Source organism: Clostridia bacterium, from assembly GCA_035561135.1.
GTDB lineage: Bacteria > Acidobacteriota > Terriglobia > Terriglobales > Acidobacteriaceae > DATMYA01.
In genome coordinates this window covers 14,357-31,544 of sequence record DATMYA010000023.1, presented here as the reverse complement: position 1 = coordinate 31,544, position 17,188 = coordinate 14,357, and the positions used below count along the sequence as shown (strand labels likewise).

Below are 17,188 nucleotides of genomic sequence, written 5' to 3'. Positions count from 1 at the left end.
ATGACTATGACGCTTGAAGACTTTGATGTACTTGTAATCGGCGCCGGCCCGACTGGCCTTGCCTGCGCCATTGACGCGAAACGCGCCGGCTTCAAGGTGGCCAACATCGACAAAGGCTGCCTGGTTAATTCGCTCTATCATTACCCCACGAACATGACGTTCTTCACGACGCCGGATCTGCTCGAAATTGGCGATATCCCGTTCTCCAGCGCGAACCAGAAGCCGAGTCGCCAGGAAGCTCTGGAGTACTACCGCAAGGTGTCGGAGTTCTACGCACTCGACATCCGGCAGTACGTCAACGTGCGTGCCATAAAGGGTCACGATGGCAACTTCCGCGTCCACACGACTGACCTGCTCGGACGCGAATGCGAGTACTCCTCGCGCAAACTCATCCTTGCAACAGGTTTCTATGACCTGCCCAATTACATGAATGTCCCCGGCGAAGATCTCGCGAAGGTCGCGCACTATTACAGGGAGCCGCACCCTTACTACGGCATGGACGTTGCTATCGTCGGCGCGAAAAACTCTGCAGCCATCGCCGCGCTGGAGTTATGGCGACACGGTGCGCGCGTGACCTTGGTTCATCGCGGACCCGGCATCGACAGCCACGTGAAGTACTGGATCAAGCCGGACATCGAGAACCGCATCAGGAACGGCGAAATCCAGGCTTTCTTCATGACGACCGTGAAGGAGATTGTGGAGGACTCCGTGCTCCTGCAAACGCCTGGCGGCGAGCTTCGGCTGAAGAATGATTTCGTACTCGCGCTGACCGGATACCATCCTGACTTCTCATTCCTGGCCAGCGTTGGTATCAAGTTTTCAGAACAGGATCACCGTCCTGTCGTCGATACGGAAACGCTTGAGAGTAACGTCCCCGGCGTCTACCTGGCGGGAGTCATCGTTGCAGGCATGAAAACCGGAGAGATTTTCATCGAAAACGGGCGCTTCCACGGCAGGCTTATCGCAGACGACCTCAAACGCAAATTGGCAGAACAAGAGACTCGAGCTTAACAGCGAGTGGAATCAAAAAGGCGCAACGCGGGAGGGGAACTGGAACTTTTGCTGGCCTTAGTAATTTTGGCTGCCCCCAGGGATTCGGGCAGCATTACAAGTCCTTTCCGATACCAGTTTCGGGACTGGAATTGAACCCTAGTAGGCTGAAGAGATAGAAAAGGATTCGAACTCTAGATCTGAAAATTCGAGGCGCTTGTTCTAGAAAGGGACTCGGACCTTCTCACTTAGATGGTCTTAAGAGGGTCTGTTATCGCCATCGTTCTTCTCAGAGGTTACATCCGGTTCGACACCGTAGATTCTCGCTTGCTCGCCAACTTGCGGAGCCCTACAAACGCGAAGAACTAGCTCACCGCCTGAAATCCCCACGGGTCCCATTTCCCGACAGTAGCCAGTTAACAGGCCCGCAACGGGAAGCACGAGAAAGAAGACGGAGATTACCCGGAGTGTCGCTGGGCTCATCAAGCCGCCGCGGTTCTTGCTTCCCATCACCAAACGGAAGCACCTTTCCAGGACCCAGACACAGACGAGCAACAACACCAAGCCAACAACGACGGCCAGAATAGGAGCTTTCTCGTTTCCGGTAAACAGAAGGCGCTATTTCTGCAATTCCGGCTGCGTCGGCGACCAGTGAGTCTGGATGATTCGCCACTGCTTGTTTCTGTTCAGCCGATAGACCTCGGTGGTGTTCCAGCGCGAATCGCCCTCACTCCCGTGCGAGACGAAGTTGAACGTGAGCACCGCCATCGTATTGTCATCACTGATCTGCACGCGCGGATCGATGAATTCGTAACGATCGATCTTGATTTTGCCACGAACGGGTTCGTAATACTTGCGCAATTCCTCCAGCCCATTTATGCGCGCCGCTACTGCTGGATCGAAATACAGCACGTCCGGATCGCTGATATCGAGAAATCCATCAGGGTCACCTTTGATCCACCGATCCATCGCAGCGCGTTCTATGGCAAGTATATTGGCCGCCGTATCTTGTTTGTTTCCTGCCTGCACCGGCACGTCGAATCTCATTAAAGCGCAGAAGCCAATTGTCAGCGCCAGAAGGAATAGAAATGCAGTCTTGCTGATCATCTTTCGCGCTCCATACAGCATTCATGATTCGAGAGTGGTTATATACTCCTCAATCGTCAATCTGACAATCGTCGATTCCGAGCTCTTGACCGACCCGTATAGTCAATATGAAAGCGTTCCGCGCCCGAAAAGTGCCGTTTCCATTCCCGATCCTTCTCAATCCGGCGCACCAAATCCCGATACGGTCGAGCACCTCCCGTCGCGCATCGGGCTGCCTGGTGCCCACATCTGCGCAGCAGATGTGGGTTCAGCCTGACACGCTGCTCCGCCCTTTGTGCTGGTTTGTCGCGTTCAAGTCGCGCAAAACCGCTATCCGCGTCACCGTGGCGTCACCAGCGACGGAGAGTGAAATGTTGGCTCAACCCTTCTGGCTGTGGCTCTTGAAGTACAGTTCAGAGTTGGTGACTGCGGTATTAACGCTGCTCGTTGGCTACATTCTCTTCCGGATCACGCAACAGTCCGCAGACGTCTTTCATTACGTTTTAACCCGGCTGTCCGAATCCCCGCACAGCAGGGCAACAAGCGTTACCTAGAGAACCAGGCGGCGACGAAATGCAGCCCAGTGCCAAGGACGAAGACGGCTGTGATGACAACAGACCGCCTGCTGCGCATTTGAAACAGCACCGGCTGAACCGCGGTTCGGAGCAGCCAAAAACCGCCACCCGCACTCAGCAGCAGCGGATGTGGCATAACTTCGGCCGCGCTCGTCCAAATGAGCCAACCGCCATAGAGCAGAAAGCAGTAGGTCAGCATCACATTCAACGTTTGCGTGATCGCGGCGTTAACCGCGCCCGACGCCCGGATTGACCTCGGCCACTCGAACAGACGCCAGAAGAGGATGTGAAAGAGCCCGAAGCCGATGTTGTATATGCCGACGCTTCCCGTGAGTGCGAACGATGGAGTACCGAGATGCGTGAGCACCGCTTATCCTCCTGACGATTGGCTTGCTCTAAGGTTGTTGGAAATGGCATATAGCCTCGGTCGCCTTGTGCCCCACATCTGCGCAGCAGATGTGGGGCCAGCCTGACACGAAACTACGGTCAATTTCGGGCGCACGAATTTTAGGTTGAAGTGAGAGAAAACCGAAGGCAAAAATTTTGGCTGCCCCCCAGGGATTCGAACCCCGATAAGCAGATCCAGAATCTGCTGTCCTACCGTTGAACGAGGGGGCAGCACGTGTGCGCTGCGTCAGGTTGTGGGTCACGGCGTGCAGCACAGCTTTCCGCGACTGTCTGATTCTATTTGCAGATCGAGAATGCGTCAACCCGTGTATCACGTGCGGACCCGGCGCACTATGAGCGAAGCTTCAGATGCATGAACACTGGCGAAAATTGAGCAGTTGCAGCCAGCGGCACGCATTCATCACACAAAAGCGTGATTTCGCGCTGATACAATAATTCGAAATGCAGCGGAGGAGATGAGATGGTGACGACACTGGGCAGGATCAATACGTCGAGCGGCGCAGAGATAGCTCGCAGACCGCTCGCCGCTGAGGAGTGCGCTCTCGTCGTGGTCGACATTCAGCAGAAACTTCTGCCGCCCATCTTCAACAAGGAATCGCTGGTGCGCAACTCGCAACTGCTGGTCCGGCTCGCCAACATCCTGAAGTTGCCGGTGCTGGTGACCACTCAGTATGCGAAGGGACTGGGCGACACGGTTCCGGAGATTGCCTCCCTGCTGCCCGGCGTACAGCCCATCGACAAGGTTGAGTTCAGTTGCTTCGGCAAAGACACGTTCTGCTCGGCGGTAAAGACGCTGCCCGGAAATCGCACGACTATGCTTCTCTGCGGGATGGAGACTCACATCTGTGTAATGCAGACAGCACTGGGCGCGCTCGAACATGGCTACTTGGTGCACGTGGCCTCTGACGCTGTCGGCTCGAGAGCGGAATGGAACTGGAAGGTCGGGCTCGATCGGATGCGCGATGCTGGTGCCGTGATCTCCTCGACAGAGATGATGATGTATGAGCTTCTGCGCCAGAGCGGCACGCCAGCTTTCAAGGAATTGCTGCAATATCTGAAGTAGAGCGCGGAGCGCAGTAAACCTCGAGTGTAGTAGCAAGAGCCTCGGACTAATTTCCGGGCGCAGTTCTGGAACACACTTCCACACAGGCCAGACAGGCCAGCAATGAGAGCCGCTCAACGGCTCCGTTCCGTGCTGCGCAATCCTTCGGGAATCGCCGTAGCACCGCTCAAAGTGGAACAACCATCACTGCGTTTTGCGACATCTTGTTAGGTGCGCCCTTCAAATCAACAGTTTTGTATGTTCGTCCAATGGTGACGCCATGTCGCACAAGGTCGTATTAGCAGCACTGCTCTGCTCAGCCGTCATTGTAGGCGCGTCGGCTCAAAGCAGCGACAATTCGAATTCCACACAGAGTCCGGGCACTACTTCGACGCAGAGTATCACCGGCTCGCAACAGGACACGCAAGTTGAGCCCATGGCTCAAACGCCGACGTACCGCGTCAACGTCGTTGCGCGGACGACGAAGGCGGTTAATTATCGCCACCGTGCAGGCTCAACGAAGGTCGATATCCACGGCACCGACTTGATGCCCGCCGCAATCGGCCAGGCGAAGGTCGACAGTAAGGCGGGCCGCCTTGAGATCAATGCCACGCTGGAAAAGTTGCGTTCAGCCAAGATGTTCGGCCCCGAGTACCTGACGTATGTGTTGTGGGCGATCACGCCTGAGGGACGGGCCGTCAACCTGGGCGAAGTGCTGCCGAACGACGACGGCAAGGTTGATACGCGCGTGACCACCGACCTGCAAGCGTTCGGCCTCATCATCACCGCCGAGCCGTACTTCGCGGTAACCCGGCCCAGCAACATGGTTGTAGCGGAGAACATTGTTCGGGGGGACACAAAGGGTTGGGAACAGCCGATTGACGCGCGTTTTGAATTGCTGGAGCGCGGGCAATATACGGTGGACCTGACTCCTGCACAATTGCCGGCAACAAGCGCGGATCCGAAGAAAGTCCCGCTCGAATTGCTGGAGGCGCGGAATGCTGTGGCAATCGCGAAGGCTCAGGGTGCGGAACGCTATGCTCCCGACGCACTGCGCAAGGCTGAGGAGTTTCTCGCCAAGGGTGAGGATTATCTGAGCCGAAAGCAGAGCCGTTCCGCGATCGGCACCGTGGCGCGCGGCGCGACTCAGCAGGCAGAAGATGCTCGCGTGCTGACAATTCGGCGTCGCGAGGAGGAGCGCGTTGCCGCTGAGCGGCGTCGTTTGCAGGAGCAGGAGCAAGCGGCGCGGCAGCAGGCCGAAACTAGCGCAGCAGTGGCAACACAAGCTCAGCAGCAGGCCGCCACCGAAGCGCAAGGTCGCGCACAGGCCGAGCAGGAACGTCTCGCAGCCGAGCAGGCGCGGATGGAGGCGGAGCAGGCGGCGCAGCGTGCTGCACAGGAGCGGGCAGCCGCTGAGCAGGCTCGCCAGGAAGCGCTGCAACAACAGCAGCAGTTACAGGGACAGGTGGAACAGGCGCGGCTGACGGCACAGCAAGCGGAACAACAGCGCGAGCAGTTGCGCGCTCGCCTGCTTAAACAGTTAAACGACGTGTTACAGACGAAGGACTCCGCCCGTGGACTCATCGTCCAAATGTCCGACGTGCTGTTCGATACAGGTAAAGCGACGTTGCGTCCCGGTGCTCGTGAACGCCTGGCGAGAGTTGCAGGGATCATCCTGGCTTATCCCGATCTAAGGCTGCAGATCGAAGGTCATACGGACAGCGTGGGTAGCGACAGCTACAACCTCACGCTCTCCGAGCGTCGTGCGGCGACGGTGCGCGATTACCTGATCAGCCAGGGTGTAAATCTCAACAACGTGACTGCCCGTGGCTTTGGCAAGGCGGAACCGGTGGCAAGCAACGCGACGCCAACAGGCCGGCAAATGAATCGCCGTGTCGAACTGGTCGTCTCTGGCGAAGCGATTGCATCTCGCGGCACGGGGCAGGTGCCTGCCACGGGAGCCGGTGGCACTTCGGGTGGAGCAGTAGGCGCTGCAACCGGCATGACCGGAACGCCCGGTGCAGGCGCAACGGGGGCGGGGGCGATGGCTTCACCGACCACGCCGCCGCAATCCGCTCAACCGTCGATTCAGCCGCAACCCGGGCAGCCGGTACAACCGGCTCCGAGTGGAACCTCAACGCCTCCGACTAGCAGCACGCCTCAACCTGTGCCGCGATGAACCGCCGACTGTTGCAGCGAGAAAAGCGCCCGGAAGTTCCGGGCGCTTTTGCTTGTACGAACGAGTGATTACTCTTCGGATTCGCCGGGTTCTTCCTTCTGCGTTTCTGGTTCAGAGCGCTTCAGTCGAACGACGGTGATTTTGGCGAAGCCTTCCTCAAACTTCGGCGGACGCAGTTTCTGCGCCATGCGCCGCATGACGTCGTCTGGCACGTTGCGCGAACGCATGTTATTTCGCTCCATGCAAACTTCCACCGGAACGTCGAAGTAAACGGCGTGTGCTTCGTAGCCGAAGTCCTGCGCCATCTTGATCCAGCTGTGGCGCTCCTTGGGTGCGAGGTTCGTCGCGTCGATGTAGTTGAACGGACGACTGGCGACCAGGCGCGCACGAAGCATGGTACGCAGCGTTGAGAACACCAGGTCTTGGAAGCGCTGTTCCGTGGCGTCGTCAAACAACAGCCCGCGCACGAGATCGCTGGAGAGCGGAATGATGTTCTGACGCTTGAACCACGAACTCTTGCCTGAGCCCGGCAGTCCTATGGCGAGAATGACAGCGCCTTTGGGCTTACGAGCGCGCTTAGGTTCCTTCGCAGGCTTTGGTTGTTCGGGGACTTGGGCGTCAGCGGTGGCCGCGCCATCGTCCATAGCGACTTCGGAGGCTTCCCCGGTTGCCAGTCCCGGTGCGATGGGCAGTATGGGACGCGGCTGTTCTTCGCCAGCTTGCGGTTTATTGCCTCGACCACGGCGTCCGCGGCGTCGCGAACGGTCGCGCCGGCTGGAAGCGCCTTGCGCGGTCGGCAGCGCAGCTTCAGCCGCTTCAGCTTCGTCGGACGGTTCGGTCTCGGGCTGAGCTTCGTATTCGGGCTGCGGTTCGTCCTTCTTCTTGCCGCGTGCCTCGGTCTGCTCACCCGAACCCCAGTCGCCCGCTTCACGATCGAGGAATGTCGGTTGTAATGGTGCCGGGCCCTGTTCGGTTCCCGACTGCTTTTCCGGGTCTTTGCCCGGTTTCTTGCGCCGCTTCATGCGGTCGCGCATCCACTTGCGCATAAGGGGCTTATAACACAAGTACATCACCGGCGGCGAGAGATAGCCGGGAAATTGAAAGCACGTGGACCAGATCCCGTTCCACAACTCTGTCCAACGCCGATAGCGGATTTCTCATCCAATCGCATTGAAATCTGCGCTAATGAGGCTTTCGCTGGAATGAAGGGACTCTTGCAAATTCTGCGCCGAAGCTACCTGCTGCTCGCGCTCATGACACTGGTGGGGGCATTTGGTTGCACTAAGGCCGATCTGCACAAGACTCTAAAGGACAACCGCTTTCAGGCTACGGAGGGTGGTCCTGTTTTGCTGGCCGCGTATCAGCCGTGGTTCGGACGCCCCGGACATATCAATGTCGGCTATTCGTCACAGGACCGCGTCGTGCTGCAACGCCAGATAGACCAGGCAAAGAGTCTAGGGATCGCTGGATTCGTCGTCAACTGGTATGGCCCCGGTAAAGAATTTGAAGACCGCAGTTACGCTCAGCTTCAACGGTTGGCCGCGCAGAATGATTTTAAGGTCGCGCTCATGTATGACGAGGACGACAGCAACCCAGGCAATGCGACCGACGCCGTGATCAACGATCTGCGGTACGCGTACGTACGATACATTTCGCATCACGCTACGGAGCCACGCGAACCTTATCTGCGCTACCACGGGCGTCCGGTTATCTTCATCTTCCCAAAAGGCGCGGGCACCGACTGGAACAAGGTGCGAGAAGCGGCGAACTCATGGGAAGATCCGCCGCTGCTTATCTACAAGGATTTCGACCAGCGGTATGCTGGCGCATTTGACGGGTACTACGCGTGGGTGCATCCGGGAAGAAAAGGCTGGTCGCCGGACGGCAGCAACTGGGGACGCGATTACCTGGAAGATTTCTACACGACGATGAATTCGAAGTACGCGGACAAACTAGCCGTTGGTGCGGCGTGGCCGGGCTTCAACGATTCGCGCGCAAGTTGGAGCCGTAACCGCAGAATAGATTCGCGCTGTGGACGCACGTTTGAAGATTCGTTGAGAGTTTTCCGCCGCTACTACACCGGCTCGCGGCCGCTTGCCTTCCTGATGATCGTGACGTGGAACGATTACGAGGAAGGAACCGCGATAGAGCGTGGTTATACAAACTGCAAGGACGCGAACGACAGCAGCGTTGCCAAGAAGGGCGGCGATACTTCCGGCATGAGATAGCGAGGCCGCAGATAACGTTCCGTCAGTTATGATCTTGTGCATGGATGAGCTGGAATTTCGACGTCATGCTGAAGCCGCACTTGGAGCCCTGAACCAAAGCCTCATCGCCGCAGAAGAGACTGCGGACTTCGAAGTGGACGAACGCTTCGGCGCCATTCACATCAGCTTCGACGAACCGCCCGGGAGGTTTGTCATTTCGCCCAATACTCCGGTCAAGCAGATGTGGATTTCGGCGCTCTCCACAAGTTTCAAGCTTGACTGGTCGGAGGGCGCGAACGACTTCGTCCTGCCTAAGACCGGCGAAGGTCTCAAGGCGCTGCTCTCGCGATTGATTAACGAGCAGATGGGCTCAGACGGAGTGCGATTGGTTTAGTGTTTCACATCAAGTTAGTAGCGCCGGATGATCAGACGCCCTTACGAATTGTCTACCGAAGCCCCGGTTCCCCTAACTCTCTCGTGAATTTCCTGCCTGAAGGTCCTGCCCAACCCACAGTGTCTGGCGCATTTCGCGAATCGTTGCTGACGAACCGTGAACTTAGGAGTTCAATATTGCGTACCAACATCCGTACGAACTCATGACGGATTCTTAACCTGAGGCTACGCAAGATGAAAGTCACCCGCGGGTTCATTGTTGCAACCGTTCTTCTGTTTATCGTGTTTATCGCTTTCGCCTTACCAACGCCTGCCTATTCGGCTGAAACGCCCGCCGTCCACATCCCTCGCGTAAAGCTGCCCCCAACATTGAAACAGTTCATTGACGGCACTCCACGCGAAGCCGAGGGCGTTGTGACGGATTTCATACAGCGTGAGCCGCACGATGGCGACCCGGTAACGGAGCCGACGACGGCATACCTCTCCTACGACGATGCCAACCTGTATGTCGCCTTTGTGTGCAAGAGCGATCCCTCAAAACTGCGTGCCAGCATCGGTAAGCGTGAAGACGTCTTTAGCGACGACATGGTGATGGTTCTCCTCGACACCTTCCATGACCATCGGCGCGCCTATGAGTTTTTTTCCAATCCTCACGGAATTCAGGCCGACGGCGTAGCTGCTGATGGCCAGAACGACGACATGTCCTGGGACACCGTTTGGCACTCCGAAGGACGCATTGTGAAAGACGGGTATGTCGTGCTTATAACGATCCCGTTCAGGAGCCTGCGCTTCAATCGCACGCCAGTGCAGGAGTGGGGAATTTGTCTTGCGCGCTCCATCCCGCAAAACAACGAGGTGTCATTCTGGCCGCACATAACTCGCAAAATTGCAGGGTTTGGCACCCAAATGGGGCACTTGGACGGCATGAAGAACGTGTCGCCGGGACGCAACATGCAGTTCATTCCATACACGTCCTTCGCCGCATCTCGCTCCCTGGACCCGCAGGCTCAGGGCGGAGCAGCGTATCGCAGAGATTACGAACCTCGTAGCGGTCTTGATTCCAAAATCGTCATCAAGGACGCGCTAACGCTCGACGTGACAGTAAATCCGGACTTCAGCCAGGTTGAATCGGACGAACCGCAGACCACCATCAACCAGCGTTTCGAAGTTTTCTTCGAAGAGAAGCGGCCATTCTTCCTGGAGAACTCAGACTTCTTCAAAACGCCGGAGACGCTCTTCTTCTCTCGCCGCATCGCCGACCCGGAGTTCGGCGCTCGACTCACCGGTCGCATTGGCGGTTGGTCGGTCGCAGCGCTAACTATGGACGATCGTGCTGCCGGGCGAACGCTCTCTCTGGATGATGCCGCGCATGGTGAACGCGCAAAAATCGCTATCGGTCGTGTGCAGCGCGATATTGGCCGTGCGAGTCACATAGGCCTCATGGTCACCAGTCGCGACTTTGGCGGAAGCTCGAACCGTGTCTTCTCGCTCGATACGCGCACCAGGCTCGGCAAGCATTGGACCGTCACTGGCCAGGCAATACGCAGTTACGACACGGACCTCCGGCAAAAAGACGTTGCCGGCAACTCGTTCTTCGCGGCCATTGAGCGCAGCGGGCGCGATCTGAAGTTCTCGACCGAGTATTGGGACCGTAGCCCCGACCTTCGCGCACCGCTCGGCTACATCAGTCGCACGGACGTACGCTGGTTGAAGCAGGAGATCGGTTACTTCTGGCACCCAAAGAAGGGCAACGTGCTCTGGTTTGGCCCCTTCGTTTCAAGTAGCGTCATCTGGGATCACAAAGGAACTTTGCAGGAATGGGAAGTGGAACCTGAGTTCGAAATCGAACTGCCACGCTCTACAGAACTGTCTCTGGAGCGTTCTGAAAGCTTTGAAAAATACCGGGGCATAGGTTTTCGTCAGCACAGCACGCACTACTACTTCGGTACCGAATGGCTGAAGTGGTTGAGCGTGTCGCTGTCGGGATCGGATGGTACGGGTATCAACTACTATCCAGCGATCGGTCTCCCAACACTCTCGAAATCCAACGATAAAAGCGTCACCATTAACTTGCGGCCCACCTCGCGCCTGCGTGTCACGGAGCGCTACATCTACTGGCGTCTGGGGACTTTGGATTCGGCGCCAGGTGGCAGCCGTCCGATTTTCAACAACCACATCGTGCGCACCAAGGTGCATTACCAGTTCACGCCCCGCCTCTCTGTCCGCACTATACTTGACTACAACGCCGTCCTCCCCAATCCATTGCTCGTCGACTCAGAACGAGCCAAAAAGCTGACAGGTGACGTGTTGTTCACCTACATGATCAATCCCGGTACCGCGCTCTATGTCGGTTATACCGACGTTTACGACAACCTGCGTCTTGAAAACAGTGCGCCCGGTGGCCTCATGCGGAGCAACTCCCCAACGACTCCGACGGGGCGACAGGTCTTTGTGAAGCTCAGCTACCTTTTCCGTTTTTAAGCATCGTTCCTGAGCAACATACGCGCCAGTCAAAGAAAGGGCATGGCCGCGGCCATGCCCTTTCACTTTGAACAGTGCAGGAACCTGAAAAATCCTCCATTCCCACCGCGAACTAAGTGCCTGAAAACGAACGCCTGGTTGCCCCCAGCCATTTCCCAATTGTGAACTCGTCACAAATAAGTGTGACGATCACCACTTGCACTTCTGCGCAGGACGGCTACAATCATAATTAGGGAGTTGAAAACGATTTTCAATATCGAAATGACAGGCCATCATCCTAACCCGACTCTTGCTGATCTTGCCGTTGGCGAAACCGCCGTCGTCCAGGACTTTAATCTTCCGGCGCACGTTGCCGAGCGCCTTATGAATCTCGGCCTCATACCTGGGCTCAAAGTTGTTTTAGCGCATATTGCGCCCGGTGGCACGCCTCGCGTTTACCGCGTGGATGGCGCCGAGTTTGCTTTGCGCAATGAAGTCACGAAACACATCGCAATCCGGCCTCTCTTAACGGCTGAATTCGGGGACTGAGAATGGCTACAACTTGCCACACAGGCGCAGCCACCGAGTCCGCCAGTGAACGTTCCGCACGAACCATTGCCGTCGTTGGCCCTCCCAATTGCGGCAAGACCACGCTGTTCAATCGCCTCACAGGCCTGCGTCAGAAGGTCGGCAATTTCCCCGGCGTAACGGTCGAGCACCACACCGGATACCTTCGCAATAGTAACGGCGAGGAAGTTGCTCTCGTCGATTTGCCCGGCGTCTACAGTCTCCAGCCCAAGTCGGAAGACGAGCGCGTTACCGTGGACGTTCTCACCGGCAAGATGGAAAGCGTCGGACGTCCAGACTCCGTCATCCTTGTCGTAGATTCCACCAATCTCAACCGTCACCTCGTTCTTGCGGCACGCGTTATTGGGCTGGGTTTGCCAACGCTAGTCGTTCTGAACATGGCCGACGCACTGCGCAACCAGGGCGGCCACGTCGATGTCCTCGCCCTTGCACAGCAACTTGGGACTCCTGTCGTGCTGGTCAGCGCGACGACAGGGGAGGGAATCGACAAGGTTGCTCATTTTCTTTCATCCCGCACAAAATCTCCGTCGCCGCTCGATTTACCCATTTTGCAGGATGCCCGCGGCTGTCGCGAATGGGCGCAGCGCGTAGGTACCAAAGCCGGTTACCGCCGCCCCGCGACGCCGGAGTGGACTCGCCGCCTAGATTCCATTTTTCTGCACCGCACATGGGGCTCTGTCGTATTCGCAGTGGTGGTCATTGGCGTCTTCCAGACCATCTTCGCCATCGGGCAGCCTATCTCTGATGTTTTCGGGCACGCCATTCAGTTTGCCGGACAGCAACTTGGCAGCGTTCTCCCCGATAACCTTTTTCGTTCTTTATTACTTAATGGTGTCTGGAACGGCGTTGGCTCCGTCCTTGTCTTCTTACCTCAGATTCTTTTGCTGTTCCTCGTCATCGGCATTCTCGAAGACTCCGGTTATCTTGCGCGAGCTGCCGTCATAGCGGATCGCACCATGGCGCGAGTCGGGCTGAACGGGAAGTGCTTTATTCCGCTGCTCTCTGCTTACGCATGCGCCGTGCCGGCCATCATGGCGACCCGCACGATCGAGAACAAGCGTGATCGCACGGCCACTATTCTGATTGCGCCGTTCATGACCTGCTCCGCGCGTCTGCCTGTATATACGATGATTATCGCGGCATTCATTCCGAACCGGCCGCTGCTTGGATTCCTGCTGGGAACGCGTGCGCTGGCCATGCTTGGCCTGTACCTGCTTGGCTTTGGGATGGCCGTCCTCACGGCTCGACTCCTCAAGTCTGCTGTTTTGAAAAGTCTTGATGTACCCTTCATGCTGGAGATGCCGCCTTACCGCTGGCCGACTCTTCAATCGCTGGGGCTGCGTGTCCTGGACCGCTGCAAGGCTTTTCTCTATCGTGCCGGGACCGTCATTCTTGCCGTCTCCGTCCTCTTGTGGGTATTGACCAACCTTCCGATGCATGGCGGAAAGCCTCCTGCACTTGAGGTCAGCGCCATCGCGAAGATTGGCCATTTCATTGAGCCCACGATCCGCCCACTCGGTTTCGATTGGAAGATCGGCGTAGGTCTAGTGACCTCGATTGCGGCCCGCGAGACCATTGTTGCCACCATGGGTACGCTCTACGGCCTCGATCCCGAATCGCAGAACCTGCAACTCCAGGCCGCTTTGCGTCAGGAGATAACCCCGGCAGCCGCGGTTGCCCTGCTGGTGTTCTTTGCCTTCGCCATGCAGTGCATTTCCACGATTGCCATCGTCAGGCGTGAGACAAATGGGTGGACTTGGCCCGCTGCCCAGTTCGCGTACATGACTTTCGTGGCCTACGTCTCGGCCTTCGCCGCTTACCACATCACGCTGCGCCTGCTTGCCTAAGGGGAGCAGAAGAGAACACAGAGCGAAATGCGGTCTTTCACCGTATTTCGCTCTTTCTTGTTGGGCCTCTCAGGGGAGATTGATGGCGCGATGCCGTGGAGCCCGTATCTGTTCGCAAACCCAAGTACGGCTGAGCTTTACACTTATGTGTGGCGCGTGGTAACCTTCTACGCGTTACAGGAAACGATATAACAGAGCAGGAGCGCGTTAGATTCAGTGTTAGCTCGAGAGCAAAAGACCTCCATCATCGATCAGTACCGCACCCACGCGAACGACACCGGCAGCCCTGAGGTCCAGATCGCAATTTTGAGTGAGCGGATCGGCCAGTTGACCGACCATTTCCGTACGCACAAAAAGGACCATGCGTCCCGCCGCGGACTTCTCATGATGGTCAGCAAGCGCCGTAGCTTGTTGGACTATCTGAAGAAGTACGACACCGAGCGTTACAAGACTGTCATCCAGAAGCTGGGCATCCGTAAGTAGTGCCCGCTCGGAAGTCGAGTTTTCCGTCTCGAGATTATGTGTGTCGTCGTGGGAATACCCACGTTTGGGTTAACGTGCGTTCGCGCACACGTCCCCTTCCCGGCTTTCGGCCCCTTGGGGGATAACCGCAGGCCGGGCGCTTCGCCCTATCCCCAAGTTGGTTCGGTACACGTCTATGATGCCCGCAATGTTCGGCGTTGCGGGGTAGAGATCAAGCTGTTAACCCTGTCTAGTAATCCGTCCTGTGGTACCGGTTTCAGCGGCCGTAGGCGCGATGACGCTTACGAGCAATTCTCTTCCGCCTGCGGTGCCCCGGCCCGTGCTGCACAACGCGCACTGAATAGAAGGAACACATCATGAACAAGCAAGATGCCAGCCTGACACTTACAGGCGGTAAAACGATTTCGTTTGAAACTGGAAAAATAGCAAAGCAGGCACACGGCTCCGTAGTCGTGCGCATGGGCGACAACGTTGTCCTCGCCACTGCCTGCGCCAATGCTGAACCTCGCGTTGGCATAGACTTTTTTCCACTCACCGTTGATTATCGCGAGTACACCTACGCCGGCGGACGAATCCCCGGCGGCTTCATCAAGCGCGAAGGCCGTCCCAGCGAGCGTGAAATCCTCACCAGCCGCCAGATCGACCGCCCCATCCGCCCCTTGTTCCCCGATGGCTTCCGCTGTGAGACGCAGGTTATCGCGCTGGTCCTCTCGGCTGATACCGAGAATGATCCCGACGTAGCCGCCATCAACGGCGCATCCGCCGCACTGGCGGTTTCTGACATTCCGTTCCAGGGGCCTATCGGCGCGGTTCGGGTCGGCCTCGTCAATGACGAGCTCATCATCAATCCCACTTACAGCGACATGCACGAGAGCAAGCTAAACATCATGGTCGTCGGCAGCGTCGATGGCATTGTGATGATCGAAGCGGGCTCGAATGAAGTGGATGAAGAACGCGTCGTCGAGGCCATCGAGTTCGCCCACGCCGAAATCAAGAAGATCTGCGCCACCATCAGCGAACTCGCGCGGCGGGTCGGAAAGCCCAAGCGCAAGGTTGAGCCCCCCGTTCTGGACGAAGCATACTTGGCTGAACTCCGTGGCCGCATCGGTGATCGGCTTGCCGATGCCCTGAATACCGAGAAGTATCCCAAAGCGGAGAGCTACGCCAAAGTCAAAGAGATTAAGGACGAGCTCAAGGCTGCCATTCCCGAGGACGATGCGGATGGTCGCGCCAAGCTCGGCAAGTATTACGAGATGCTCCGCGAAAGCATTTTCCGCGAGCAGGTACTGAACGATCGCCGCCGTCCAGACGGTCGCGCGTTCGACCAGATACGCGATATCTGGATCGAAACCAGCGTGCTCCCGCGCACTCACGGTTCCGCCATCTTTACTCGCGGCGAAACCCAGGCGTTGGTCACGACCACGCTCGGCACGGGCGAAGACATGCAGCGCCTTGAGCGGTTCGAGGGCGAAGCCAAGAAACGCTTCATGCTGCACTACAATTTCCCGCCGTTCTCCGTTGGCGAAGTCGCGTTCCTGCGCGGCGCGGGCCGTCGAGAGATCGGTCACGGCGCACTCGCTGAGCGTTCGCTCGCCGCAGTGCTTCCCGCGGAAGCAGATTTCCCGTATGCCATCCGCGTTGTTAGCGACATTCTTGAGTCCAACGGTTCATCGTCAATGGCCACCGTTTGCGGCGGCTCGCTCAGCCTCATGGACGCCGGAGTTCCTCTGCGCGCTCCGGTTGCCGGCGTAGCCATGGGCCTTGTCATCGAGGGCGAAAAGTACGCCGTCCTCAGCGATATCGCCGGCGCGGAAGATCATTACGGCGACATGGATTTCAAGGTTGCTGGTACCAGCAACGGCATCACCGCTTTGCAGATGGATATCAAGGTGATGGGCATCACGGCGGGTATCATGCGCGAAGCTCTCGCGCAGGCTAAGCGTGGACGCCTGCATATCCTCGGTAAGATGAACGAAGTCATCACTGAAGGTCGCACCAAGGTCAGCGAGTTCGCACCGCGCTTCTATACCCTGAAGATCCCGGTGGACAAGATTCGCGAACTGATCGGACCGGGCGGCAAGGTGATTCGCGGCATCGTCGAAGCCACTGGCGTCAAGATCGACGTCGAAGACGACGGCTCCGTGAAGGTCGCATCCAGCGATGCGGCAGCAGCCGAAAAGGCTCTCCAGATGATCGGAGACATCACGGCCACCGCAGAAATCGGCAAAACCTATCTCGGCACGGTCACACGCCTCGCCGAGTTCGGTGCCTTCGTCGAGATATTCCCGGGAACCGACGGCCTCCTGCACATCTCGGAAGTTTCCGAGCACCGCATCAAGGACATTAAAGACGAACTGAAGGAAGGCGATCAGGTCCTCGTGAAGGTTCTCGCCGTGGAAGGCAACCGCATTCGCCTCTCCCGCAAAGCCATCTTGAAGGAACAGCGTGCCAAGATGCAGGCCGCAGGCGGTGGAGCACCCACCGAAGGCGGAACCGGCGATGTTGATTCCGATGTTGCTGCGGAAGGCAGTGGCGCTATCACATTTGAAGGCGGCTACGAAGGCGGTGACGACGAGCCGAACTTTAACCGCGTTGACGATGCTGGCCAGCCAATCAACGAACAGCAGGGAATGGGAGCACCTAGCGGCCCTCGTCCCCCGCGTAGCGGCGGCTCCGGTGATCGCCGTCGTGGACGCGGCGGCCCAGGCCGTGGTCGTGGTCCTGGCCGTGGCGGTCGTGGCCCGGGTGGCGGCGGTCGGTAACGTTTCAATCAGTTAGGATTGGGCACAGTCGCCCTCCCCAACAGCTCCATCAGAAAAGCCATGGCACATCAGCCGTGGCTTTTCTTTCTTGCTGGTATTCAGACGAGACAGGCTGCAAACACTAAAGCGTATTGCAAGCTAGACTGAAATCGGTCAAGCGTGCGAATG

The 17,188-nt window shown here is 57.6% G+C and carries 13 protein-coding genes and 1 tRNA gene; 10 read left to right on the top strand and 4 right to left on the bottom strand.

Annotated elements, in window-relative coordinates; genetic code table 11:
• On the top strand, positions 1-1,011 hold the full coding sequence (locus tag VN622_06300) for a YpdA family putative bacillithiol disulfide reductase (protein HWR35464.1): 1,011 nt from the start codon (positions 1-3) through the stop codon (positions 1,009-1,011).
• Between the two features lie 597 nt (positions 1,012-1,608).
• Here the strand turns inward: VN622_06300 and VN622_06295 are convergent.
• The 3 genes from VN622_06295 to VN622_06285 all read right to left on the bottom strand — a co-directional run bounded on the left by VN622_06295 (position 1,609) and on the right by VN622_06285 (position 3,269).
• Positions 1,609-2,097 carry a nuclear transport factor 2 family protein gene (locus VN622_06295; protein ID HWR35463.1) on the bottom strand — a complete coding sequence of 163 codons (489 nt, stop codon included), beginning with the start codon at positions 2,095-2,097 and terminating at the stop codon, positions 1,609-1,611.
• Positions 2,098-2,622: 525 nt separating this feature from the next.
• Positions 2,623-3,018 carry a hypothetical protein gene (locus VN622_06290; protein ID HWR35462.1) on the bottom strand — a complete coding sequence of 132 codons (396 nt, stop codon included), beginning with the start codon at positions 3,016-3,018 and terminating at the stop codon, positions 2,623-2,625.
• A gap of 177 nt (positions 3,019-3,195) precedes the next feature.
• Positions 3,196-3,269: transfer RNA gene (locus VN622_06285), tRNA-Gln, on the bottom strand.
• A gap of 250 nt (positions 3,270-3,519) precedes the next feature.
• On the opposite strand from VN622_06285, the gene VN622_06280 reads away from it, so the two are divergent.
• Positions 3,520-4,122 carry a hydrolase gene (locus tag VN622_06280; GenBank protein HWR35461.1) on the top strand — a complete coding sequence of 201 codons (603 nt, stop codon included), beginning with the start codon at positions 3,520-3,522 and terminating at the stop codon, positions 4,120-4,122.
• A gap of 259 nt (positions 4,123-4,381) precedes the next feature.
• On the top strand, positions 4,382-6,280 hold the full coding sequence (locus VN622_06275; protein HWR35460.1) for an OmpA family protein: 1,899 nt from the start codon (positions 4,382-4,384) through the stop codon (positions 6,278-6,280).
• A gap of 68 nt (positions 6,281-6,348) precedes the next feature.
• Here VN622_06275 and VN622_06270 read toward each other — a convergent pair whose 3' ends face one another.
• The gene (locus tag VN622_06270; protein ID HWR35459.1) at positions 6,349-7,326 is read right to left on the bottom strand and encodes an AAA family ATPase; all 978 of its coding nucleotides are present in this window, start codon (positions 7,324-7,326) and stop codon (positions 6,349-6,351) included.
• Positions 7,327-7,482: 156 nt separating this feature from the next.
• Between VN622_06270 and VN622_06265 the strand changes: the two genes are divergently transcribed.
• The 7 genes from VN622_06265 (at position 7,483) to pnp (ending at position 17,020) form a co-directional block, all read left to right on the top strand.
• Positions 7,483-8,508 carry an endo-1,3-alpha-glucanase family glycosylhydrolase gene (locus VN622_06265; GenBank protein HWR35458.1) on the top strand — a complete coding sequence of 342 codons (1,026 nt, stop codon included), beginning with the start codon at positions 7,483-7,485 and terminating at the stop codon, positions 8,506-8,508.
• A 40-nt stretch (positions 8,509-8,548) separates the two neighbouring features.
• Positions 8,549-8,881 (top strand): iron donor protein CyaY, encoded by a 333-nt coding sequence (gene cyaY, locus VN622_06260; protein ID HWR35457.1) that lies wholly within the window; start codon positions 8,549-8,551, stop codon positions 8,879-8,881.
• 233 nt (positions 8,882-9,114) lie between these two features.
• On the top strand, positions 9,115-11,361 hold the full coding sequence (locus VN622_06255) for a DUF5916 domain-containing protein (protein HWR35456.1): 2,247 nt from the start codon (positions 9,115-9,117) through the stop codon (positions 11,359-11,361).
• Between the two features lie 237 nt (positions 11,362-11,598).
• Positions 11,599-11,889 carry a FeoA family protein gene (locus VN622_06250; protein ID HWR35455.1) on the top strand — a complete coding sequence of 97 codons (291 nt, stop codon included), beginning with the start codon at positions 11,599-11,601 and terminating at the stop codon, positions 11,887-11,889.
• Between the two features lie 2 nt (positions 11,890-11,891).
• On the top strand, positions 11,892-13,775 hold the full coding sequence (locus VN622_06245; GenBank protein HWR35454.1) for a ferrous iron transporter B: 1,884 nt from the start codon (positions 11,892-11,894) through the stop codon (positions 13,773-13,775).
• A gap of 216 nt (positions 13,776-13,991) precedes the next feature.
• Positions 13,992-14,258, top strand: a complete 267-nt coding sequence (rpsO, locus tag VN622_06240) for a 30S ribosomal protein S15 (protein HWR35453.1) — start codon at positions 13,992-13,994, stop codon at positions 14,256-14,258.
• Between the two features lie 356 nt (positions 14,259-14,614).
• Positions 14,615-17,020 (top strand): polyribonucleotide nucleotidyltransferase, encoded by a 2,406-nt coding sequence (pnp, locus tag VN622_06235; GenBank protein ID HWR35452.1) that lies wholly within the window; start codon positions 14,615-14,617, stop codon positions 17,018-17,020.
• Positions 17,021-17,188: the final 168 nt, after the last annotated feature.

What these genes read in the sequence shown, in the direction of transcription:
- VN622_06295 (HWR35463.1), bottom strand. Translation starts at nt 2,097, where the DNA reads ATGATCAGCAAGACTGCATTTCTATTCCTTCTGGCGCTGACAATTGGC.
- VN622_06270 (HWR35459.1), bottom strand. Translation starts at nt 7,326, where the DNA reads ATGCGCAAGTGGATGCGCGACCGCATGAAGCGGCGCAAGAAACCGGGC.
- VN622_06275 (HWR35460.1), top strand. Translation starts at nt 4,382, where the DNA reads ATGTCGCACAAGGTCGTATTAGCAGCACTGCTCTGCTCAGCCGTCATT.
- VN622_06255 (HWR35456.1), top strand. Translation starts at nt 9,115, where the DNA reads ATGAAAGTCACCCGCGGGTTCATTGTTGCAACCGTTCTTCTGTTTATC.
- VN622_06245 (HWR35454.1), top strand. Translation starts at nt 11,892, where the DNA reads ATGGCTACAACTTGCCACACAGGCGCAGCCACCGAGTCCGCCAGTGAA.
- VN622_06265 (HWR35458.1), top strand. Translation starts at nt 7,483, where the DNA reads ATGAAGGGACTCTTGCAAATTCTGCGCCGAAGCTACCTGCTGCTCGCG.
- VN622_06280 (HWR35461.1), top strand. Translation starts at nt 3,520, where the DNA reads ATGGTGACGACACTGGGCAGGATCAATACGTCGAGCGGCGCAGAGATA.
- cyaY (HWR35457.1), top strand. Translation starts at nt 8,549, where the DNA reads ATGGATGAGCTGGAATTTCGACGTCATGCTGAAGCCGCACTTGGAGCC.
- pnp (HWR35452.1), top strand. Translation starts at nt 14,615, where the DNA reads ATGAACAAGCAAGATGCCAGCCTGACACTTACAGGCGGTAAAACGATT.
- VN622_06300 (HWR35464.1), top strand. Translation starts at nt 1, where the DNA reads ATGACTATGACGCTTGAAGACTTTGATGTACTTGTAATCGGCGCCGGC.